Here is a 20,920-nt window from a genome sequence, read left to right on the forward strand (position 1 = left end):
AAAATCCAACATTTGGAGGTCATTTTTGTATTTACATGTCTTCTAACTGTTCTTTATCAATGATCCAGACTTCCCGATTCTCTCTTTTTACATAACCATTCTCCTCTAATAATTTAAATTTTCTAGATAAAGTTTCGGGGGTCGTACCGATAAATGCAGCAAGTTCTTTCATTTTCATTGGTAGGAAAAAGTGATCCTTCCCTGTCGCTTTAGCTAAGTCAAGCAGATAGACAGCGACTCGTTCTTCTACTTTTTCCATCATCAAAAAAGTTGTCTGCTGCTGTACTTTTGTTAATTTCTCAGCGTTGATTGCTAAAAGTTTCAGACTAAGGGCGGGATAATGCAGTAAAAGTTCCGAGAAATCTTTTTGTCTCAATACGCAAATTTCCGTTTTTTCTAGTGCTTCGCCAAATAAAGATTCATTTGGAACGCCTAACAACTGGCTCTCTCCCTCATATCCGCCCGGCTCTACTACTCGTAAAAGCTGTTCCTTTCCGCTAGCAGATAATTGATACACTTTCATACTTCCAGAAGCCACGATTACTAATTGAGACTCTCCATTCGGCGCAAGAAGCTGTTCTCCTTTTTCCACTTTTCTGTGTGTCACTAACGAGTGGATTTTTTGCTGATCTTCTATCTCGAGATGATTGAATAATGGAACGAGTGAAACACACAATCCTTCATGTCTCATAGCAGATTCCTCCTTTGGATTTCTTCCTTGTTTGTTATTCTACTTGTTCGTTTAACTTGGGTAATTGTTGTATCAAGATTTTTCTTTTTGTGCGATAAGTAAGCAGACACATGCCGTTTATGACCACGATCAGAATACTCATTTCATGGAAAAGCATACCGTTTGCCACCTCGGCCACTAGGATCAGACTCTCGGTAATAATGGCGGTGAGTGTTTTATGCCTTAAAATCATTTTTTGATACTATCTATAAGTAAAATCGAAAATTGCCTCTTATGTCAAATAGGAGCTGTGACAAACGCCTTGTCGCAACTCCTATTTTTTGAATAAATGGTGTTCTCCTGTCAACTTCTCGGATACAAGTCACGATATTCATCAAACATGAGAAGCTATTTTTTGAAATTGTTCCTTGTGACTCAGGGTTAAACGGCAAGTTCACAACCTCCGAGATTCACAGTGTTCAAAAACTTACTAACATTCGGCTTTTTTTACTAAATGCCGCTGTTACTTGTTTGCCGAAACGACCCTTTACTGCTTTTTCCAATCCAGTCGTTGCAGAGGATACCGCTTTTTTTGCCGTACTTGCTTCCACCTCTGCGGCTTGTTTCGCCTTTTTGCATTTCGTGACTTTGTCTTGAGTCATCGCAATCCCTAAAGCTCTTGCTGAGATTTTTTGTATCTCTTTCTGGTAATCTTCCCAAATTTTTTCCTCTAGAATGATCACTTATTATCTCCTTTCCTGTTACTTTTTGTTTAATCGTTGCAGATCAGCACGATAACGGCGTTCGACTTCATCTTGCTGATCATAGATTTTTTTTCGTTTCTGCATCAATTCATGAGAGAACCTCTCTTCTAAACGTCTGAGTTCTTTTTGTGCAAAATACAAAGAATCCTTCGGGCATTCAAAGGAACACACCGAAAAACGTATATTGGAATAAGTCGTTTCTGCCAGCTGCTGCATGTTCTTTTGCATCTGTCTGAGCTGATCTTCCTGATTTTCTAGCTGCAGTCGTTCTTTTCGGTATGTTTCATGAATCTGGTTTTCTTTTTCCATCTCACTACTCCTTGTTTTAAAATAATTGTCGTGCCAAGTCTCGATCACGTTGGACCAGCTCATTGATTTTCGCTTCGATCTCTTTTGCCAAGGTAGAGAATTCTGCTGAAAGCTGCTTGATTTTGAAGATTTTTTCCCTGAATTCCTGCGTAGGTTCATCAACGATCGTCTGCTTTGTACAACCGACTTCTCGCAGAGCATCGAGCATTTCGTTCTGAGACAAAAGCGGTGTCTGTCTGCGGACCATCGCAAGACCATCTGCCCACAGCTGTTCCAAATCACGAATTCCACGCTGGTAAATGACTAGCACTTGTTCCATCGCTTGATCGAAGACGGAAGCCGCATGTTTCATGATCATCAGCGCCTGCTGGTCGTCTAAATAGATCTGTTCATTGGTCGACAGACCGCCGCTGCTAGCTGTGAATCTTTTCCGCCAAGTCACTAGCTTGGAGAAAGCACTGATTTGTAGCTGGAGCCACTTGTTTTCTTCTTTCAGTTGACTGATCCGATCTTTCTCCCATTGATTTTTTTCGCCATATGTCTCCATTTGACGGATCATAGCTTTGTTTTTGATGATTTGCTGGGCGAGTAAGGTCTGTTCGAGGGCGACCCCTCCATGTTGGTCGGAATAGATGATGATATCGCCATATTTATCGATGTAATTCCCGTTTTTGTCGAGATTGAACTGATTTAGATCGTGTCCATAGTTTTTCCAGCCGGCGTTGTCGATTCCGAAACTGTGAAATGGCAGTTGGCCTTTCCCGCCAGTCAGCCAGCCACTAGTCACGATGTCTGAAGTGTCATACAGATTGATGATCTGCCCTTCATAATTCATGAGCTGCTTCTCACTCAAGCCTGGGCCTGCCGCTGCATATGTAAATCCGTGATAACCTTTTAAAACAGCGACATAGATTGCCTGCGCTCCACCTAAAGAATGACCGGTCGTGGAAATGGTGTAGCCGTCTTTGACAGAATAGGTCTTTTCGATTGCATCGGCATACGCTAAAGCCGACTGGAAGGCGCCGTTGTCGTGTTTGTCCTCGAAGCCGACTTCTCGGATGTTCGTTTTCCAGTCCTGCCAACTTTTGGTACCTGCGTAGGCGATAGTCAGGTCTTTTTTGATGACGGATTTGGGGTAGTCGGCTTGCTTTTTCAAATCATCTTTATCATAGCCTTTGTATTTATCCTTGATTTCAGCCACGACCATGGCCTGCATTCCGTTTTGCTTTGGTGTTTTTTCTTTTCCGATCGTATGTTTGTCGGTGTTTACCGTATCAAGAATTAAATATTCATTGCGTTTCCCCGTTCTATCACCATTTTTAATTTTTCCTACTTCTACTTGATAAACTGTTTCTGAAAAAACTCGATTCTGATCCATCAGTCGATCCCCCCATCATAGAATGTGACGATATTCATGGGTATGCTCCTATTGGTCTCTTGGTCTTTTCTACTGAGATAATGATCTTGCCCCGGTTTTTCTATACCACTATCAATCCTATAGATCCACTGACCTGTTTCTGCAGACTTTACTCCTAATGTCGCAGTGTGGGAAAGCAGGTCATTGATTTCGAAGTGTACCTCTAAAGATTTCATAGGGGTTACAGAAAAACCTGTAAATTCTATTTTTTCGATGTTGAAATATTGCCTAGCATTTTTTAAACTCTCTAAGTATTCGTCATCTGTTATTGTTCCATTACCACCATTGTATTTCTTATCTGCTTCATCGATTTTGTCCTTATCTTTTGTATAAATCTCATAATGATTATACAAATAATTTGCCAGATCGGTTTGGATGGTACGCAGTTCTTCGTTGTCTTTTTCTCTTCTATCCATCAATATTTTCCCTCCTATACTCAGTGCAATGACAACTATGAGTCCTCTGAAAATGATTTTTTTCATACTTGCTCCCTCTTACTTCTCTTCGTAAAGAAAACGCTTTAAATGGATTTTACCATAGGCTTATCAGTGAAAAAAGAAGCCTTGTTCTTACTTTTCCTTGTTTGATAACGAAATGAATATTTTTTCATTTTTTCTGTTATGTAATTCGAAACACATATACAAAAGAATGAGCGAGACGCAAGCAATCGTCGTTTTTTAGAGATTGTTAACTGTTATGTTTTTAGATTTGTTTAAATTTTTATTCTGATTTGACTGATGGAAAAACCAAACAGACACCTGCAAAAAAATGATTTTTCGCAGGTGTCTGTTTATGTTGCATCATGAGAGCAGTGGATTCGATGATATGCCATCTATTTAGTACGCAACGCAAATCAGCTTTTTCATAACTTCTTTTTTATCGCGTGATACAATGGCGCTAGTTCTTTGAGTGCCTCAGCAGTTTTCTCTTCGATGTTTGTGTATTCATTTGGAGAAAAAAACAGTTTGCCAAGTTGGAAGGTTCGATCGCCCATTGTCTCTCGCAGCTCTTCTTGCTTGCTCTTATCTGATAAATAAACGGATAAAGGCAAATGATCTTCCAGCTCATTTTCAGGCTGAGGCCAGATATAATAATCTTCAATCGCTACCTGGGTACTCCATTCCTGCAGTAAAGATAGCAATTGATTGTATCCTTCAACGCTTCCTTCTCTCGTGTCACTTTTATAGTGCTGATACATCAAATAGATTTGGTATTGTTTTTGATTCAACAAAACTGCTAGACAGGCATTCTCGTTTTGCCGATCTTCACGTCGATAAGCACTCCAAAAATGACTGCGTAAATTCCAGCCATTCGTCCAGCTTTCGATTTTAGGTTTGCTCATGCCATATGTATCAGGCAAAAGTGCAGCTGTCTGGAGCTGGATCTCTTTCCATTTTTGCCAGTGTGCTTTGTATTCTTGTTTGATTAGTTCGACTTCATCTGGTGTATGTATTTCTTTGAGTTGTTTGAATGCATAATTGTCTCTGTCAAATAACTGATAGTCTTCTTTCATTAAATCCATTTTGTTCCCTCTTTTCTTTTTTATTTTAACTATGTTATTTAAAAGAAACAACTGTAAAAAAGCTGAATCGAAAAAGCAACTGATTGCTTTTCGAGTTCAGCCTCTGTTTCCATTTACAGGAATGGTCATGAAGTTTTGATCACATTGAGTAGTGACGTAAATAAAATGGCACTGGAAGCAGCTCCCGGGTCGATATGTCCGATTGCACGCTCTCCTAGATAGGAAGCTCGTCCTTTTTTAGCTACCAAGTCTTTGGTGTGTTCTTTTGCCTGGTCAATAATTTCTTTTGTTAGATTCCCTGCTTTCAACGCCTCTGTAACTGGTAGCCAAACATCTAACATCGTTTTATCGTCAGCTTCTGCCTTTCCTCGGCTTTGAATACCCGCTGTTCCCTGCTCGATCACTTCTCCTAATTTTTCTTGAGAATCAATAGAATCGACCCCTTTTGTCGCTTTCATCATGTTCATGAATGCAGATCCGTATAACGGACCAGAAGCCCCACCGACTTTCGATATCATCGCCATAGAGAATACTTTGAATGTATCACTAATTGTTCCAGGATGATCGGTTTGAAAAGCTTCTTCATAAGCTGAAACCCCTCTTCCCATATTATTTCCGTGGTCTCCATCGCCAATCGGGGTATCTAGATCACTGAGATATTGTTTGTTCTGATTGATTGCCTCTGCAAATTGTGAGAGCCATTCTTGGATTTCTTGAACGGTTAGTTTCATATTATCACCCTTTTATCTTGAGATTGTCTTACCATGAAATCGTCTGTACATTGCTTTCTAAAGAATCTTTCCATTGTGTCTCCGTCAAGTCGATCAGCGTAAGAGAAAGGCCTTGCATATCTAGTGAGGTCATAAAATTACCGACTTTTCGGAAAACTACATTGACGCCTCTTTCTTCCAGCAGAGCTAAAACATCATTCATGAATACGAACTGTTCCATCAAAGGCGTCCCGCCCATTCCGTTGACGAATACACCTGCTTCTTTTGGCAAATTCGAGTAATCATCTAAAATCTTAGTAACAAGTTCCTTTGCCAGTACTTTAGAAGGCTGCATCTTTTCTCGACGATAGCCTGGCTCACCGTGGATACCAACACCGTACTCGATTTCATCTTCTCCTAGTTCGAATCCTGGTTTCCCTACTTCTGGTACAGTTGCTGCTCGAAGCGCTACACCGATTGTTTTAGTTGCCTGTACGACCTTTTCTCCCAATTCTTTCAACTCTGCTAGGGAAGCACCGTTTCTTGCTGCATCGCCCACGATTTTGTGTACAAGGACAGTACCTGCGACTCCGCGTTTTCCAGCAGTATACGTACTATTTTCAACGGCGATATCATCATCTACGATTACACTTTCTACTTCAATATCGTCCATAGCAGCTAGTTCCTTTGCCATATCGAAGTTCAATGCATCCCCTGTATAATTCTTAACGATTAGTAAAACTCCTTTGCCACTATCCGCTTCCTTGATAGCCGTTTGAATCTGATCTGGAGTTGGAGAAGTAAATACATCACCGAGCACCGCTGCACTTAACATTCCTTCCCCTACAAACCCGGCATGGGATGGTTCATGTCCGCTTCCTCCACCAGAAACCAAACCAACTTGTTCCGATTTCTGATTCTTGGCTACAACACGGGAAGATTCTACACGATGAACAAGTTCTGGATAGCTTTTTACTAATCCTTCCAGCATTTCTTCGACAATATTGCTTGGATCATTCATGATTTTTTTCAATTTATTCCCATCCTTTCTTTCCGGCATTTTGTGCTTCTGTTAAGATTTGCTGAGTATCATCCGTTATACCGGCAGTGATGGCTGCTGCAAAAGCTCCTTCCACTAAAGGCGCATCCACCAGATGATAACGTTGCTGCTGTTCTTCTTCCAACATGTCTTTTGCCAGTTCCGAATTCAATAGCGCGCTGCCGATATCCGCAAAAACAAAATAACTAGCTGCATCACTTGATTCATTGACAGCTTCTACGATTTTCATCGGGTCTGATCCGATCTCGCCATTTATTCCGCCGAGAGAAAAGATCTGCACCTCTTGGGATTTTTGCATCTGCTCAATCATTTCTTTAATACCATCTGTTACTTTTTGACTATGAGAAATAAGCAAAATACTCTTTTTCACAAGAATCTTCCTTTCTTTTACATAGTTGCTAACGATTGGTTTCGCTTTCATTAATGAACAATTCAAGTATATAATAAATTCCTAATTTTGGGAAAATATGTGTTGCGCATCTTGAACTTTGTTATACTTTCGTTAAAGAGAGGAGTGATTGAATGATTACAACAACCACGAATAGTGTGGAAGGAAAAACCGTAGTAGCTTATAAAGGAATCGTTTTTGGTGAAGTTATTACTGGGATCAATGTATTGAAAGATTTTGGGGCTGGTTTGCGAAACGTCTTTGGCGGTCGTTCAAAAAGTTATGAAAATGAACTAATGGGCGCAAGAGAAGAAGCACTTGCGGAAATGGCCGAACGTGCAAAAGCATTAGGAGCTGATGCAATCGTTGGCGTAAAAATGGACTACGAAGTATTAGGTAGCGACAATGGTATGCTGATGGTCACATGTAGTGGAACAGCTGTCTCCACAAGATAAGTAGGAATAGCTGTCTTAATAAATAAAAAGAGATGGGACATGTAGTGGGACCCAAGAGTTAGATTTTTCAGTCTAACTTCGAGGTTCACTACCTTCCCATTCTCTCTTTTTTATTTCTTTTTGCGAATGATTCCGTAAACTGCTGCAACTAGCACACCTGTGCCTACGAAGGAATAATTGACAGAAGCTGTTTTTTCATTTGTTTTTGGTAAAGTCTGACTTGTTGATTCGGATGGCTCTGTCGTTTGATGAACTGTTTCTGTCGTGGTTCCAGAGGCCACTGATTTTTCTCCTGCCGAATGCAAAATATCTTTTATTCGTTGGAAACTAGCTGCTAAGTCTGCTTTTTTTGCTTCAAAATCATTAGCAACTGTTTGCGCTTCGCTGATCTTTCCATGGATCGCTTGACTGGCCGCTGTGATATCCGCTTGAGTTTGACTTAGCTTTCCAGAAGCTGTTTGAGCAACCTGATCTAATTGTTGATTGAATTCTTTTGCTTGTTGGATCTTCCCGTCAAGATCTGTTTGGACAGCTTCCGCTTTTGCTTTCGCTTCAGCAAGCTTTTTCTCAAGTTGTGCACGGTCATTTCCCGCTTTATTTTTAAGATCAGCTAAATCTTGATCGATTGCTGCTTGGTCTTCTTTCAATTTTTTTTTTGCAGCTTCTAATGCTTCTTCGAGTTCTTTTCTTTTATTTTCCAAGTCTTGCAAATGATCGATTTGGTCAGAAGAGGTAGAACTATTCGTTGATGTATCTTCTGAAGACGAAATCGTTTCTCCTGAGTTATCTGTCGGTACATTGGAAGTCATTTCTGTTTCTGAGGTTCCTTTTTCACCATCAGAAGAGCTTATAGTTGTTGAAGGCTCTGTTTGAGCAGGTTCAGAAGTTTCTGCAAAAGCTGTTTGTCCGAAGAAGAAAATACCGAAAACAGCAATCGGCCAGATCAACGGCTTCATTCTTTTTTTCATCACTTTCCCATCCTTACTACTTTTTAACTAATTTCTTATTATAAGCAAAAATGTCTGGAAGAACCATAAACACAATAGGCTGTTTGTCTAAAAAACGGTGCATCTTTTATTTTTTTGTACGTTCCGGACTTTTCCATGTCCCGCTTCCATAACCTAAAATCGTTTTGACCGCTGGAATGAAAGTCGTCACGATCGTTATCGCGTTCACTATCCAGAACAAAAGCATATATAGGGGTGCGAAAAGAAGGTATTTCAATTTTCTTCGTCGATCATCTACAATCAGCGAAGCTAACAACTGGAAAAATCCTGCGACCATTTCAAAGCAGATGAACACAAAACTGAATGTAAAAGTGACATAGATCTGTTCATAGTTTCCTTGGTACACATAATGCCCAATCAATCCAATAAAAAGAATCACGGAAATACAAAAGAATATTGACCAGACAATACTCAATGTTTGATCAATGAAGATGATCGTTCTTCCGATATGTTCAAAAGGATGGAGCATCGCTTTTTTGAAATTCGTCAGCCAGACTTCTGTTCCACCTTTTGCCCAACGTTTTCTTTGTCGATATAGCATCTTCAACGTCACAGGTACTTCCATGAAAAAGATGATCCCAGGAGCAAAAACAGATACCCAATCATTCAACTGATGATCCCAAGCAATACTGATGTCTTCTGTCGCTCGATCTTGTCTGAATCCGCCCACATCGATCAAGGCTTCTTTTCGATACATCGTATTTGCCCCACTGTACGCATAAAGGCCACCGAAAACAGCTGACTGTGTTCGTTTGATAATACCAACGATACTTGAGAATTCAACCGTTTGCGATTTTGCAATCAACTTTGTACGATTTTGGACATCCATATTTGCAGTGACCGCAGCAATATGTCTTGCACCAGGGCGAATAAAATAATTCACATACCTGTTCAGTGCATCTGGCTCCGGTACCGTATCTGCATCATTGCTTAAAATCAATTTCCCTTTTGCAAAGGCAAGTCCGATATTAAACGCATGGGCTTTTCCTTTATTTTTTTCGATCCGAACCACACGAAGATTAGCGTATTTTTTCATCAGTCTGGCTAATATTTCTGGTGTTTGGTCCGTTGAACCATCATCTGTCACTAATACTTCATAGTTGTGATAATTCAATTTCGTCATCAAATACTCGATCGTATCTTCGATCACAATCTCTTCATTATGGGCTGGTACCATGATCGTAATGAACGGTTCGACACCTGATGGAACATCTACCCATTCTTTTTGTTTATGTTTGTATAAAAAAACATAACACCAGACACCAATAAACCATGCAAATCCGCCTAAAATCGGGTAAGAAACGAGAAAAAAATACATGATAGACAAACAAGTATCTAGGAATTGATTACCTGTATGAGTGATTGAGGTCATTTCAGTTCCATCCCATTTTCTTTATACAAATCTGCAATGAGTGTCGTATCTAGATTTTTCTCTTCGGAGACAGAATAAAAACGGACCGTTTCTCTCTCTTCCTTTGTTCCAAAACGTTCCGTATACATTTCTTCAAGTAATTCTTGTCTTTTTTTCAATTCTTCATCTTCATATTCAAAAGACTTATTTACTTTTCTATACAAATTTCGATTGTTCCATCTAGTCAACACAAATGAGATAATCAGGAAGCTGAAAAAGATCAATGCAAAAAAGCCGATGAAGAAATACAGCATTTTCTTTTCCAATAAAAAAGCGTACAAGTAAAAATCTTTGGCTCTTTCTGGTCTCGTCAATGGAAAAAACACCCATATAAAAGGAAGAACAACGATCATCCAACCGAAAAGAGCCACTAGCGTTTGCCAAATTTTCAACCAATAATTACCTTTCGAAAAATACTTATCTTTCACCAAAATCGATGCAACTTCTTCTCTTGTTACTTTTTTCATATCCTCACCTCACATTTTTTGTTACGACGTAGGAGTTTACCATACTTTTCATTTCTTTTCACATAAAGTGTTCCTAAATTTTTCCTAAGAAAAAGAACAAAACATTTCTCATCGGCAAATGAAAAATATTTTGTTCTTTTTATCAGTTGTTCTTTTTATTTTTTTATCTCTTAATTATGTTTCTCTTTCCAATACGACAATGCTTTTCATTCCTCTAGATATCGCCGTGTACATTTGTCTGCGTCTTCTTTGCTCATCTCTATTGTTTTCAAATGGATACAAGATTACATGATCAAATTCTAGTCCTTTTGCTAGACTCAAAGGAATGATCTGGCAGTTTTCTAATCCATATGAACTTTTTTTAATCGATTCTTGTAGCGTTTGGGTCTTCTCTTCTGTTTGGGTGATAATTGCCGCTTTTTCTCCTTTTAGAGAAGCCAAAATCTCAGCTAGTATTTCCAACAATTCTTCAGAGGATTGAAAAGAGCGGTATTCGGGTTCTTTTCCTTGCGGTCGGATCGATACGATGTCGATCTTCTCTTGATCCACAGCATAGGTTTTGAAAAGCTCTGTGATTGCTCCGCTAGAACGGTAACTATTTCTAAGATCATATCGATGGATCGGCAGATGGAAGTCATCGAAACAACGCATAATATCAGCAAAAGTAGTGGAAGAATTAAAGATTGCTTGATTCTCGTCACCTACTAAAGTAAAGTGAGTTTTTGGAAATAATTCAATCAATAGACCTAATTGTGCCAGGGTATAATCTTGTACTTCATCAATCAATAAATAGCGAAACACTGGTACATTTACCTTTTCAACAAGCAAATGATGAATAGCTAATAAAATGACTGCTTCATCAACAGTACGTGTGTGTTGCCAAACATAAGCTGAGCCATATCGTTTTTCATAAATTCTTTCAAACAATCGATGCTCATCCACCCACGCCATTTCTTCGATTTGTCTGGTTATTTTTCGATAGTTTTTTTGTAAAAGTTTCCTTGCATAAGTTGCGATACTTTGTTCCGGATCATCAGAAATCAATTCACCGAATAATTTCAACTGCCTATCTTCTGTCAACGAGAGTACCTGATTCTGCACTGCAGGACTTTTTGCTTGTTTCAAAAGATGGTTCTTCCATTCGCTCATCAGTGCCTTTTTCGTTGCTTGAAACCTATCGATCAATTTAGGATGAGCAGGAACTTTCTCATATATTTTTTCGATCGTTTTTTTAGAAAGAACTGTTTTTCCATTTTTAGTAAGTCCACGGATAAAATCAGGATGATCTAGAAACAAAGGATCTGATCGTTTTAGATCATCGATATACTCTTTACTACGCAAATGTTCTGCTTGCTCTGATACATTTTCTTTCGTGATACGTTTGAAATAAGCTTCTTCACCTTCTATTTCCTCTGCTGAAAGCTGTGAAACCAGCTGCAAGATGGTTAGATTCAGTGGATTTCTTTCGCCTAATGATGGTAGGACATTCGAGATATAGTCGATGAACCGATGATTAGGCGATAGAATCAGCAAGTCATCAGATGTCATCGTATCTCGATATAAATAGAGCAGATACGCAATACGCTGCATGATAGCAGAGGTTTTACCACTTCCTGCTACGCCATTTACCAAGATATTTTGACTTTTCACATCCCGAATGATTGTGTTTTGTTCCGATTGGATCGTAGCAGTGATAGCCTTCATTTCATTGGTTTCATCTTGACCTAACACTTCTAATAACACATCGTCTTGGATAGCTACAGACATATCAAAAAACTTGACCAAACGATCTCTTTCCAAAATAAATTGTCGTCTTTCTTTGATAACCGTATCGATTTTATTTTGACGAACCGTATAAGAAGACGGACCAATCACGTTATTGTAAAAAAGTTCGGCAATTGGTGAACGCCAATCATAAACAAGATTTTCATCTACATCATCTGTGAAATTTGCTGTACCGATATAAAAGGATTCTTTTGGCTCATTATCCAGAAAGTCTACAATGACTTTTCCAAAATAGGGACTTTTCAATAAACGTTCGATCTTTGCCAGCTGATTTTCTGCGTTTTTCTGTTTGATATTCATCTGATCGATTTCTCTATTTTTCATTTCAATCATCGAAAAAGTATCCAGGTTATCTAAGTAACTGTCAAAATTCAATCGAAGCTCGCCAGCCATTTCTTTCAGCGACTGGTTTCCTTCTATTTTTGCCGTATCCATCGATTCACGCAGTTCGTTTCTTTTATCGATTAGCTTTTGATACACATTCTTCAGATATGCTTCTTCTAACTGCTTTTGTGTGTTGACCATACACATTCTCCTCTTTTTTTAAAGTGGTGGAACCGATTAGTTTACCTCTTTTAAGAGTCGAATGCAAGCTTTTTAACGAGTATCATTTGTTAGGATATATCAGTTCTTCAGGTCGGACAGTTTGATATAAAGAAAATGCTCCATCAAGGTTTTTTACGTGGTAGCCAGACTGCTTCAAGATTCTTTCTGCTAGATAGCTACGTAAGCCGCTATGACAGCTGACGATATATTCTTGTTGACTGTCTAATTCATTTAATCGGTCCCGAAGTTCATTCAAAGGGATATGTTTGGCTTCCTTGAATTTGCCTTTTTCCAATTCTTCTGCTGTTCGCACATCTAATAAAATTTTTCCTTTGGCTAATTCTGTTGGCAATTCATGCCATTGTACGGTTTCACTAAGCCCTTCTGCAATGTTCATTGCTGCATATCCTAGCATGTTTACTGGATCTTTGGCTGAGCCAAATGGCGGTGCATACGTCAATTCTAACTCCGGCAAATCGAAGATCGTCAAATGCCCTTTGATTGCTGTTGCTAAAATATCGATCCGTTTATCCACACCTTTTGCCCCAACACCTTGTGCACCATAAATCTCGCCAGTCTCTGGATGGAAGATCAACTTCAGTAAAATATCTGTTGCTTCTGGATAATAGCTTGCATGATCTTTTCCTGACACATGAACGACTTCAAAAGACAGCTCGTTTTCTTTGGCTGTTCTTTCACTTAATCCGGTGGATGCGGCGGTCATTCCAAATGTTCGTATAATTGCTGTTCCAATACTGCCTTGATTTCTTCGAGAAATTCCGGAAATCGTGTCTGCAACTTGTCTACCTTGACGATTGGCTGGTGAAGCAAGAGAAATAAGTGCATCTTTTCCAGTGATTAGCTGTTTTACAACGATAGCATCCCCCACCGCATAAATATCAGGAATATTCGTTTGATATCGTTCGTCTACTAGGATACCCCCGCGTATACCTAATTCGATTCCAGCGGTCACTGCTAACTGGTTATCAGGACGAACACCAATGGATAAAATAACTAAATCAGCAGGGATGGTACGCCCGTCATCCAGTCGCAATCGTTTCCCGTGGTCTTCAAATCTAGCGACAGCATGAGAAGTAATCACTTCTACTCCTTGATGAGACAATTCTTTTTCTATAAAAGCTGCCATTTCTTCATCCAGTGTCGGAAGAATATGCGGCGCTTGTTCGATCACCATGACTTCTAAACCTCTTTTTTTTAGGTTTTCTGCCATTTCCAATCCGATGAATCCTGCACCAACGATCACGGCACGGTTTGGCTGTTTTTCTAACGCATGCATCACTTTATCGATGTCTGGTACATTTCTAATAGAAAAAACATTGTCGGCTTCTGTTATCCCTGGAATTGACGGAACAACTGGTTTTGCGCCAGGAGATAAAACCAATACATCGTACTGTTCCAGGTGTTTTTGACCTCCATGTACGACTTCTACTGTTTTGTTTTCAGGAAAGATAGCTGTCACTTCATGGTTTGGACGCACATCTAAACAAAAACGAGCAGCTAATGATTCTGGCGTTTGGACCAGAAGATTTTCCCGGTCACTGATTTCACCCGAAAGATAATAAGGCAAGCCGCAATTTGCAAAAGAAACATACGGTCCTTTTTCAAAAACAATGATTTCTGCATCTTCCATTAAACGGCGAAGCCGTGTAGCAGCAGACATCCCACCCGCTACACCTCCGACAATAACGATTTTCATCTTATTTCCCTCCTACTGTTCGATCAAACCATTGATTCATACCGCCACGTACATTCACCACATCATAACCAGATTTCTTTAATTCTTTTGCTGCTTGTTTACTCCTCATCCCTGATTGACAAATCACATAAACGGTCTTTTCTTTGTCTCCATCATATCTGTTTATGCCTTGTAATGGAATATTTTTAGCTCCTTTTATATGCCCACCCCGGTATTCTACAGGTGTTCTAACATCAAGTAATACTGGCTTTTCTAAAAGCTTTTCCTTTAATTCTGGGACTGTTATCGATTTTATGGGTTGAAATAACAAACTCATTTTCTGCACCTCATTTATATTTTATAAATACCTTATGGGGTATATTAAACAAGAGCTTTCTTATTCTGTCAACCAGAATGACTCTTCATTTTTTTACTGCTTTTTATATTTGCATAAAATACCGATTAGGGGTATTATCGAGTTATAAAAATGGAGGAGAATGTGCTATGGAGATTGAGAATAAAAATATCCTGAACCGTTTGAAACGTACAGAGGGACAAATTCGTGGTATCCAAAAAATGATCGAAGATGAAAAAGAATGTATGGATGTCATCACTCAATTAAGCGCTGTTCGTTCTAGCATTGATCGCGTAATGGGAATGATCGTTGCAGATAATCTGAAAAATTGCTTTGAAAATCCTGATAGTAATCCAGAAGAACAAGCAGCTAAATTAGAGCAAGCAATCAAGATGATTATTAAAAAGTAAAGGAATGATTTCAATGAAAGTCGTTTTCCATATTGATGAATTAGAAAAATGGTCAGAAACAGGGAAAAACGTAAAAAACCTGATAAAAGCTTCTCCTGAAACGACGATCGTCGTTTCCGTCAACGGCATCGCGATTACCGGTTATCTAGACTCTGCCAATGCAGAATTCTTAAATTTGAAAGAAGTCGTTTTTCACGCTTGTGCGAATGCTATGCGTGCTAATCTTGTTTCAGAAAGTTCTTTACCTGAACAAGTAATCGTTGTACCAGCAGGTGTACTTGATTTAGTTGAACTGCAATCCCAAGGTTATGCTTATATCAAGCCCTAGTCAGTAGAGGTTGTGATCCTACCATTTAACTCCGAGTTACAAGAAATAATATTAAAAACAACTTTTCATGTTTTTGGTTTGGTTGGCTTATTATCGAGAAGTAGCTATTGGAAGTCTATTTATCAAAAAAAGGAGTGCGACATAGGTCACACCCCTTCTTTATTTTCTTTGAAACATCTTTCGGTACTTGACAGCATACAAGATAAAAGATTGTAAAAGACCGTAAGTGATGACGGCAAAAATGACTCTCACCCACAGCGTTGGTAATTCTGGGAAAAGCAACAAAAGGATCATGCCAACATAGATGACAGCAGTCGCTACTTTGCCATACCACTTCGCACCACTTAATTTGATATTTTTAGATAGCCCGATTAATCCAGCTACAAACATAAAGCCTTCTTTTATCAAGAATAGACCAAACAATAGCCAAAGCCACGGTCGATACCATGCCATAGACAAAATCAGGAAAAGTTGTGTCAATTTATCTGCAAACGGATCAAGTACCTTCCCTAAGTCTGTTACCTGATTATATCTCCGAGCAATGACCCCATCTAAATAATCAGACAATCCTGAGACAACAATTATCGTGCCTGCTACATAAAACGACTGTCTCAGCACAAAATAAAGATAAATCGGCAGCAAGAGAATACGGAATATCGATAAAAGATTCGGAATCGTTTGGATTTCTTTACGCCAGTTTGTGCTTATTTTCATTTGACCGACCCACCTCCTCAGCACTCTTTTTTATTTTAGCTTACATAGAGAATAAAACCAATGATTTTACTGCTGTTATTTTTTTGCAATCACTGATCATATGAGTTGGTCTGAAATAATCACTTGCTTTTTTCATCTTTTGCTCTTCTTTCTTCCTGTCGTTTACGCATTTCTTTTACTAACGCTTTATGGGCTTTTTTTGATCCTCGCTCTAGGTCACGCTGCTGTTTCCGTGTTTTAAAATCGATAAACAGACTGTCTAAATCGTAACCTGTCGGGTACAGATTTTCTGCTGAACGCACCAGACGAACACGCTGACGAGGCACACGGATCATTTCTTTTTCTAAATATACGGCAATCGTATCTTCACCTATATCCTCATAAACTAATGCTTCTTTTTGGTATTCATTCACAAATATTCGATCGCCTTTTGCAAAGAGCTGGCGTTCTTTTTTATTGTCCTTCCTAGTTATAACTGCTGTCTTAGGAGGAAATTCTTTTTTCTGTGTCCGGTAGGCTTTTTCCTCCAGGTAACGCTCTGCTTGCTGGATCAATTTCATAGACATAGCCATTTTATGTGCAATCCATAAAGCTTGGCTTTCTCCTGTTTCTCCAACACGCAATTGATATTTAGGACGAAGTGCTTCCCGATCGAAAGCCATAGCAGCCGGCACAAAATCTTCATGATCCCTGGCAAATTTCTTAATTTCTCCATAATGGGTCGTGGCAATGATCAATGCCCCCTGCTCATACATAGATTCCATGATTGCAATCGCTAATGCAGCCCCTTCATTTGGCTCTGTTCCACTGCCAATCTCATCCAGAAGTACCAATGTATTCCTTTTTATCTTTTTCAAAATAGCAGCGATGTTTTGCATATGACCAGAAAATGTGCTCAACGCATTTTCTAAATTTTGGTGGTCACCGACATCGACGAAAACCTCATCAAAGACAGCAAGCTCTGTCCCTTCTTTTGCCGGAACTTGCATGCCGAACATCGCCATCAAAGTCAATAAACCGACCGTCTTCAACACGACTGTTTTACCGCCGGCATTTGCTCCAGTGATAATCAAGCCTCGATAGTCTTTACCGATTTCAATATCCAATGGTACCGCATGATCAGGTAAAAATGGATGTCTGCCTTGTTTGATGACGATATGTTCTGATTTATTGATTTTAGGCGTGATCCCATTGATTTCTCGACTGAGTTTTGCCCGAGCAAAAATGATATCTAATACCGTCATCGTTTCGATCAATAAATCGATTGCTTCTTCATTTTCTGCAATAGCACCAGTCAATGCAGCCAGAACTTGATATTCTTCACTGATTTCTTCAGCTTTTAACAATTGATAGTGTTCATTCAGTTTAGAAACCACAGTCGGTTCAATAAAAACCGTCGTTCCTTTGTTCGATTCATCGATGATTGTCCCATCTACTTTATTTTTATAGCTGACTTTGATAGGAATCGTATAATATTCACCTTTTTGAACGATCATTGCTTCTTGGATCATTTCTTTGTTTTTCGGATGACGTAAGAATTTCAGCAATTTTGACTGGATTTCTTTTTCGATTATTTGTAATTGTTTGCGTACTTTACGCAGATTACGTGAAGCATCGTCACTGACTTTATTATTTTTTATTTTTTGGTCAATCAACTCTTCTACATTTATCAAATCAGGAAGATGCTTGCTATAAGCAAACAACAAAGGTGCCTGGTATTGATTCTTATCAAAAAACTTTGTGATCATCCGACTGCTTCTTAGAAAATCCGCATATTCGATCAAATCAGCGGGCGACAGAACCAACCCTTTTTTGACTTGTTCTGTCAGTGTATCGATCCTCGGCAATCCCATAAATGGAACATGCTGACTACTTTCTAAGATCAAGCGTGCTTCACTTGTTTCTTCTTGACGATCTAAGACGGTTTGTAGGTTTGTCGAGGCCGTCATATTGCTGATTCGTTTTTTGCTATAGTTTCCGATTGCTCTTGCTTGGATTTCCTTTTTGATCCGATCAAATTGTAATTGACTAATCATTTCGTTGTTCATACTCTCTCCTTTTCTTGAAGAGATACCTGTCCCAAAATAAATAAGGGCCTAGAGATAAATAAAAGGATAGAACACAGCTTAAAAAAGTCATGTCCTATCCTCATTAGAATACAAAGATATTGTTTTCCTGACAGGTACCGTTTCATAAGCACACCAAATAAACCTTGTTTATTGGCTATTCGACTTACTGATTAGATACCAGCTACACTCACAAAACATTCCCCATTCTTCTAGGTCTTATTTATTTTCCACTTAACTATAGCAAGACGCCTTTTGATTGTCAAACCTTAGTATGTTTTATAGACTTACACCATTAACGAATAGATACCTACCGCGATAATTGCTCCAATCATTGGGCCTGCAATTGGTACCCATGAATATGCCCAATCTGAAGTTCCTTTATTAGCTATTGGCAATACCGCATGTGCTAATCGAGGACCAAAGTCCCGAGCAGGGTTGATTGCGTATCCTGTTGGTCCTCCTAATGAAAGACCGATAGCTAAGATCAATCCACCTACAGCGAATACGTTCGTTCCAGGTGCAAATTCGTTTTGTCCAAAAGCTAGCAACCCAAGAACTAATACAAATGTACCAATTAATTCTGTGATTACATTTGCTGGATAATTCCGTATAGCAGGACCTGTTGCAAACGTACCTAAAATCGCACTTTCATCTTTCGTTGCATTCCAATGTGGCAAATAAGAAAGCCAAACAAGAATGGCCCCTGCAAAAGCTCCTAAAACTTGCGCAATGATGAAAGGAACGACAAGATTCCAACTAATTGCCCCTGTCATCGCCATAGCTAGAGAGACTGCAGGATTCAAATGAGCTGGGCCCATGAATCCAGAAATATAGACAGCCATTGTTACAGCAAGTCCCCAACCAAATGCGATGACAATCCATCCAGAAGCTTGTGCTTTACTTTTGTTTAGATTCACAGCTGCACACACACCATCTCCAAGCAAGACTAGGATCAATGTCCCAATAAACTCCCCCATGATTTGAGTCATATCACTGTTCATTTATTTCTCCCCCTTTAGTTCCCGCAGATCTGATTCTGCGATCAATGCTTCTAAACGTTTAGTCTGTTGCGCTTTCTCTTCTTCTGTCCACCCAAAATACCCAGCAATTGCATCGATCACAGGTTGCTTGATCTCATCCAGCTGATCTCGTTCAAACAACAGATGATTCGTCCGACGAATGAGATAATCACCTGGAGCCAAAACCATTTCTTCTTCTAAGCCATAACGTAACCGAGCTGACTCAGCGAGACTCAAACCAGGATAAGGTGCCATTTCTTTTGCTAATTCAAAGATACGTCGAGCATTAGTCCCGTAAAAATCAGCGATATAAGTAGCATCTTCTTCCTCTAAACCGGCTGCTACTCCTTCTTTTGCTAATTCCTTCACTGTTTCTTCTAATTTCGTTGGATCGAAATTTCCACCTGAAATCTGATATTTTTTAGAGTCGATTTCTTTCGTCTCTATTCCGTATTCTTCTTTTAACAGCTGACGAATCAATCGTAAAGCTCCTTCTGCCATCTTACGGTAATCGGTGATTTTCCCACCTGATAAAGTCAGCAATCCATCTGGTTCTCTTTCTAAAGAACTACCTCTGGAAATCGTAGAAGGTGCTTTTTCATCACGGCTGTTTTCCAAATGGTTCAACACATCTTCTACTTCAGCACGTGAAACTTTATTTTCCTTATATTCACTCACTGTATCAACTACTTTATTGAAGCTCTTATCTGAAATCGATCCATTATCTCCACCATTATAATCAGAACCAGAATTACCAATCAATAGTGGACGAAGTCCTGCCCAGCTTGCTTCGATATCTGCCAATGTGATATTTGCTTCTGGATAGCGATGGTTGATTACGTCCAATAGATAATCCACATCTTCTTGTGTGACTTTCGGATCCGTAAAGTCTCCTTGGTAATCCGTATCTGTTGTGCCAAAGTAAGTCTTGTTTTCTCTTGGGATAGCAAAGACCATCCGCCCATCTTGTTTTCCTGTATCGAAGTATGTGGGTTGTGGTACAGGCAGTTTTTTCGCATCTACGACTAAATGGATCCCTTTGGTTGGACGCATTTTAGGAGAGACTGGACGCGTAAAATTCAAGTTCCGTACTTTATCTACCCAAGGACCACTCGTATTGATCACTAATTTTGCTTTGATCTCGATCACTTCATCTGTCAGCAGATCACGAGCTTTGACGCCAACGATTTGATCGCCCTCATATAAGAAGCCAACCGCTTTCATTTTACTTACTAGATAAGCCCCATCTTCTGCAGCTTTTTTGATATTATCGATCACTAAACGGGCATCATTGTTGCGGAAATCAAGGTAAACACCTGCACCTTTTAGTCCTTCTTTTTTCAAAAATGGTTCTCTTTCCAATACTTCTTCTGGTGTCAGGGTATAGTTCTCATATTTAGTTCCTGTCACATTTGCCAGTTTGTCGTAAAGGTCCATTGCTACTTTGACGGAGAACATATTGAAGGTTGTTGCTCCTTCATCTTCATAGATTGGTAAAAGCATTGGATCTGGTTTTGGGATGTGTGGGGCAATACCTTGTACGACTGCACGTTCACCAACTGTGTCAGCTACTACTTCCACATCAAATGTTTTCAGATAACGAATACCGCCATGCACAAGTTTGGTCGAGCGAGAGGACGTCCCTTCTGCAAAATCTTGCATTTCGATCAATCCTGTTTTGATTCCTGATGCTGCTGCTTGGACTGCCACACCGGCACCAGTGATTCCGCCACCGATGATCAACAGATCCAATTCTTCTTGCTTCATTTTTTGAATGCTATCTTGTCTTGTCTTGTTTGAAAACATATGGATTTCCTC

At 39.4% G+C, this 20,920-nt stretch carries 23 protein-coding genes; 3 read left to right on the top strand and 20 right to left on the bottom strand.

Annotation, left to right across the window (positions count from 1 at the left end; all coding sequences use genetic code 11):
• Positions 1-31 precede the first annotated feature (31 nt).
• The 10 genes from HMPREF2731_RS07115 to dhaM form a co-directional block, all read right to left on the bottom strand.
• On the bottom strand, positions 32-691 hold the full coding sequence (locus HMPREF2731_RS07115; RefSeq protein WP_002314039.1) for a Crp/Fnr family transcriptional regulator: 660 nt from the start codon (positions 689-691) through the stop codon (positions 32-34).
• A gap of 34 nt (positions 692-725) precedes the next feature.
• Positions 726-923, bottom strand: a complete 198-nt coding sequence (locus HMPREF2731_RS07120) for a hypothetical protein (protein ID WP_002310711.1) — start codon at positions 921-923, stop codon at positions 726-728.
• Between the two features lie 226 nt (positions 924-1,149).
• Positions 1,150-1,413: a hypothetical protein gene (locus HMPREF2731_RS07125; RefSeq protein ID WP_002312757.1), complete on the bottom strand. Its 264-nt coding sequence runs from the start codon at positions 1,411-1,413 to the stop codon at positions 1,150-1,152.
• Positions 1,414-1,431: 18 nt separating this feature from the next.
• The gene (locus HMPREF2731_RS15075; RefSeq protein WP_002310709.1) at positions 1,432-1,743 is read right to left on the bottom strand and encodes a hypothetical protein; all 312 of its coding nucleotides are present in this window, start codon (positions 1,741-1,743) and stop codon (positions 1,432-1,434) included.
• A gap of 16 nt (positions 1,744-1,759) precedes the next feature.
• Positions 1,760-3,121 (bottom strand): Tle-like phospholipase domain-containing protein, encoded by a 1,362-nt coding sequence (locus HMPREF2731_RS07135; RefSeq protein WP_070872639.1) that lies wholly within the window; start codon positions 3,119-3,121, stop codon positions 1,760-1,762.
• Positions 3,121-3,642, bottom strand: a complete 522-nt coding sequence (locus tag HMPREF2731_RS07140; RefSeq protein ID WP_002314037.1) for a hypothetical protein — start codon at positions 3,640-3,642, stop codon at positions 3,121-3,123. Before HMPREF2731_RS07140 ends, HMPREF2731_RS07135 begins: the two co-directional genes overlap by 1 nt.
• A gap of 380 nt (positions 3,643-4,022) precedes the next feature.
• Positions 4,023-4,682 carry an HI_0552 family protein gene (locus tag HMPREF2731_RS07145; RefSeq protein WP_002314036.1) on the bottom strand — a complete coding sequence of 220 codons (660 nt, stop codon included), beginning with the start codon at positions 4,680-4,682 and terminating at the stop codon, positions 4,023-4,025.
• Between the two features lie 125 nt (positions 4,683-4,807).
• Entirely contained in the window at positions 4,808-5,413 is a 606-nt protein-coding gene (gene dhaL / locus HMPREF2731_RS07150; protein ID WP_002314035.1) for a dihydroxyacetone kinase subunit DhaL, read from the bottom strand.
• Between the two features lie 28 nt (positions 5,414-5,441).
• Positions 5,442-6,452: a dihydroxyacetone kinase subunit DhaK gene (gene dhaK / locus HMPREF2731_RS07155; protein ID WP_002316647.1), complete on the bottom strand. Its 1,011-nt coding sequence runs from the start codon at positions 6,450-6,452 to the stop codon at positions 5,442-5,444.
• Positions 6,427-6,873 carry a dihydroxyacetone kinase phosphoryl donor subunit DhaM gene (gene dhaM / locus HMPREF2731_RS07160; RefSeq protein ID WP_176747853.1) on the bottom strand — a complete coding sequence of 149 codons (447 nt, stop codon included), beginning with the start codon at positions 6,871-6,873 and terminating at the stop codon, positions 6,427-6,429. Before dhaM ends, dhaK begins: the two co-directional genes overlap by 26 nt.
• Positions 6,874-6,974: 101 nt before the next feature.
• Between dhaM and HMPREF2731_RS07165 the strand changes: the two genes are divergently transcribed.
• On the top strand, positions 6,975-7,295 hold the full coding sequence (locus tag HMPREF2731_RS07165) for a putative heavy metal-binding protein (protein ID WP_070872643.1): 321 nt from the start codon (positions 6,975-6,977) through the stop codon (positions 7,293-7,295).
• A gap of 110 nt (positions 7,296-7,405) precedes the next feature.
• Here HMPREF2731_RS07165 and HMPREF2731_RS07170 read toward each other — a convergent pair whose 3' ends face one another.
• From HMPREF2731_RS07170 to HMPREF2731_RS07195, 6 genes are all read right to left on the bottom strand, one after another.
• Complete coding sequence (locus HMPREF2731_RS07170) at positions 7,406-8,263, bottom strand: LPXTG cell wall anchor domain-containing protein (RefSeq protein ID WP_070872645.1); 858 nt, start codon at positions 8,261-8,263, stop codon at positions 7,406-7,408.
• A gap of 106 nt (positions 8,264-8,369) precedes the next feature.
• Positions 8,370-9,674 carry a glycosyltransferase family 2 protein gene (locus HMPREF2731_RS07175; protein WP_002310701.1) on the bottom strand — a complete coding sequence of 435 codons (1,305 nt, stop codon included), beginning with the start codon at positions 9,672-9,674 and terminating at the stop codon, positions 8,370-8,372.
• Positions 9,671-10,180 (bottom strand): hypothetical protein, encoded by a 510-nt coding sequence (locus tag HMPREF2731_RS07180; protein WP_002310700.1) that lies wholly within the window; start codon positions 10,178-10,180, stop codon positions 9,671-9,673. Before HMPREF2731_RS07180 ends, HMPREF2731_RS07175 begins: the two co-directional genes overlap by 4 nt.
• 174 nt (positions 10,181-10,354) lie before the next feature.
• On the bottom strand, positions 10,355-12,490 hold the full coding sequence (locus HMPREF2731_RS07185) for a HelD family protein (protein WP_070872647.1): 2,136 nt from the start codon (positions 12,488-12,490) through the stop codon (positions 10,355-10,357).
• Between the two features lie 82 nt (positions 12,491-12,572).
• Entirely contained in the window at positions 12,573-14,228 is a 1,656-nt protein-coding gene (locus HMPREF2731_RS07190; RefSeq protein WP_002310698.1) for an FAD-dependent oxidoreductase, read from the bottom strand.
• Position 14,229: 1 nt separating this feature from the next.
• Positions 14,230-14,544 carry a rhodanese-like domain-containing protein gene (locus HMPREF2731_RS07195; protein ID WP_002316644.1) on the bottom strand — a complete coding sequence of 105 codons (315 nt, stop codon included), beginning with the start codon at positions 14,542-14,544 and terminating at the stop codon, positions 14,230-14,232.
• A gap of 167 nt (positions 14,545-14,711) precedes the next feature.
• Between HMPREF2731_RS07195 and HMPREF2731_RS07200 the strand changes: the two genes are divergently transcribed.
• Together HMPREF2731_RS07200 and HMPREF2731_RS07205 are read left to right on the top strand one after the other, a co-directional pair.
• Complete coding sequence (locus HMPREF2731_RS07200; protein ID WP_002292566.1) at positions 14,712-14,972, top strand: metal-sensitive transcriptional regulator; 261 nt, start codon at positions 14,712-14,714, stop codon at positions 14,970-14,972.
• 13 nt (positions 14,973-14,985) lie between these two features.
• Positions 14,986-15,300: a DsrE family protein gene (locus HMPREF2731_RS07205; protein ID WP_070872649.1), complete on the top strand. Its 315-nt coding sequence runs from the start codon at positions 14,986-14,988 to the stop codon at positions 15,298-15,300.
• A gap of 159 nt (positions 15,301-15,459) precedes the next feature.
• Here HMPREF2731_RS07205 and HMPREF2731_RS07210 read toward each other — a convergent pair whose 3' ends face one another.
• From HMPREF2731_RS07210 to glpO, 4 genes are all read right to left on the bottom strand, one after another.
• Positions 15,460-16,014, bottom strand: coding sequence for a CDP-alcohol phosphatidyltransferase family protein (locus HMPREF2731_RS07210; protein ID WP_070872651.1), 555 nt, complete (start codon positions 16,012-16,014; stop codon positions 15,460-15,462).
• 119 nt (positions 16,015-16,133) lie between these two features.
• On the bottom strand, positions 16,134-18,062 hold the full coding sequence (locus tag HMPREF2731_RS07215; protein ID WP_070872653.1) for an endonuclease MutS2: 1,929 nt from the start codon (positions 18,060-18,062) through the stop codon (positions 16,134-16,136).
• A 305-nt stretch (positions 18,063-18,367) separates the two neighbouring features.
• Positions 18,368-19,084 (bottom strand): MIP/aquaporin family protein, encoded by a 717-nt coding sequence (locus tag HMPREF2731_RS07220; RefSeq protein ID WP_070872655.1) that lies wholly within the window; start codon positions 19,082-19,084, stop codon positions 18,368-18,370.
• Positions 19,085-20,908 carry a type 1 glycerol-3-phosphate oxidase gene (gene glpO / locus HMPREF2731_RS07225; protein WP_002314032.1) on the bottom strand — a complete coding sequence of 608 codons (1,824 nt, stop codon included), beginning with the start codon at positions 20,906-20,908 and terminating at the stop codon, positions 19,085-19,087.
• Between the last annotated feature and the right edge of the window lie 12 nt (positions 20,909-20,920).

The sequence above is a fragment of the Enterococcus sp. HMSC072F02 genome (assembly GCF_001837725.1).
In the GTDB taxonomy this organism is placed as follows: Bacteria; Bacillota; Bacilli; order Lactobacillales; family Enterococcaceae; genus Enterococcus_B; species Enterococcus_B lactis.

Excerpts from the sequence above, each read along its gene's own strand:
- HMPREF2731_RS07115 (WP_002314039.1), bottom strand. The coding sequence starts at position 691 with ATGAGACATGAAGGATTGTGTGTTTCACTCGTTCCATTATTCAATCAT.
- HMPREF2731_RS07120 (WP_002310711.1), bottom strand. The coding sequence starts at position 923 with ATGATTTTAAGGCATAAAACACTCACCGCCATTATTACCGAGAGTCTG.
- HMPREF2731_RS15075 (WP_002310709.1), bottom strand. The coding sequence starts at position 1,743 with ATGGAAAAAGAAAACCAGATTCATGAAACATACCGAAAAGAACGACTG.
- HMPREF2731_RS07135 (WP_070872639.1), bottom strand. The coding sequence starts at position 3,121 with ATGGATCAGAATCGAGTTTTTTCAGAAACAGTTTATCAAGTAGAAGTA.
- HMPREF2731_RS07140 (WP_002314037.1), bottom strand. The coding sequence starts at position 3,642 with ATGAAAAAAATCATTTTCAGAGGACTCATAGTTGTCATTGCACTGAGT.
- HMPREF2731_RS07145 (WP_002314036.1), bottom strand. The coding sequence starts at position 4,682 with ATGGATTTAATGAAAGAAGACTATCAGTTATTTGACAGAGACAATTAT.
- dhaL (WP_002314035.1), bottom strand. The coding sequence starts at position 5,413 with ATGAAACTAACCGTTCAAGAAATCCAAGAATGGCTCTCACAATTTGCA.
- dhaK (WP_002316647.1), bottom strand. The coding sequence starts at position 6,452 with ATGCCGGAAAGAAAGGATGGGAATAAATTGAAAAAAATCATGAATGAT.
- dhaM (WP_176747853.1), bottom strand. The coding sequence starts at position 6,873 with ATGAAAGCGAAACCAATCGTTAGCAACTATGTAAAAGAAAGGAAGATT.
- HMPREF2731_RS07165 (WP_070872643.1), top strand. The coding sequence starts at position 6,975 with ATGATTACAACAACCACGAATAGTGTGGAAGGAAAAACCGTAGTAGCT.
- HMPREF2731_RS07170 (WP_070872645.1), bottom strand. The coding sequence starts at position 8,263 with ATGAAAAAAAGAATGAAGCCGTTGATCTGGCCGATTGCTGTTTTCGGT.
- HMPREF2731_RS07175 (WP_002310701.1), bottom strand. The coding sequence starts at position 9,674 with ATGACCTCAATCACTCATACAGGTAATCAATTCCTAGATACTTGTTTG.
- HMPREF2731_RS07180 (WP_002310700.1), bottom strand. The coding sequence starts at position 10,180 with ATGAAAAAAGTAACAAGAGAAGAAGTTGCATCGATTTTGGTGAAAGAT.
- HMPREF2731_RS07185 (WP_070872647.1), bottom strand. The coding sequence starts at position 12,490 with ATGGTCAACACACAAAAGCAGTTAGAAGAAGCATATCTGAAGAATGTG.
- HMPREF2731_RS07190 (WP_002310698.1), bottom strand. The coding sequence starts at position 14,228 with ATGAAAATCGTTATTGTCGGAGGTGTAGCGGGTGGGATGTCTGCTGCT.
- HMPREF2731_RS07195 (WP_002316644.1), bottom strand. The coding sequence starts at position 14,544 with ATGAGTTTGTTATTTCAACCCATAAAATCGATAACAGTCCCAGAATTA.
- HMPREF2731_RS07200 (WP_002292566.1), top strand. The coding sequence starts at position 14,712 with ATGGAGATTGAGAATAAAAATATCCTGAACCGTTTGAAACGTACAGAG.
- HMPREF2731_RS07205 (WP_070872649.1), top strand. The coding sequence starts at position 14,986 with ATGAAAGTCGTTTTCCATATTGATGAATTAGAAAAATGGTCAGAAACA.
- HMPREF2731_RS07210 (WP_070872651.1), bottom strand. The coding sequence starts at position 16,014 with ATGAAAATAAGCACAAACTGGCGTAAAGAAATCCAAACGATTCCGAAT.
- HMPREF2731_RS07215 (WP_070872653.1), bottom strand. The coding sequence starts at position 18,062 with ATGAACAACGAAATGATTAGTCAATTACAATTTGATCGGATCAAAAAG.
- HMPREF2731_RS07220 (WP_070872655.1), bottom strand. The coding sequence starts at position 19,084 with ATGAACAGTGATATGACTCAAATCATGGGGGAGTTTATTGGGACATTG.
- glpO (WP_002314032.1), bottom strand. The coding sequence starts at position 20,908 with ATGTTTTCAAACAAGACAAGACAAGATAGCATTCAAAAAATGAAGCAA.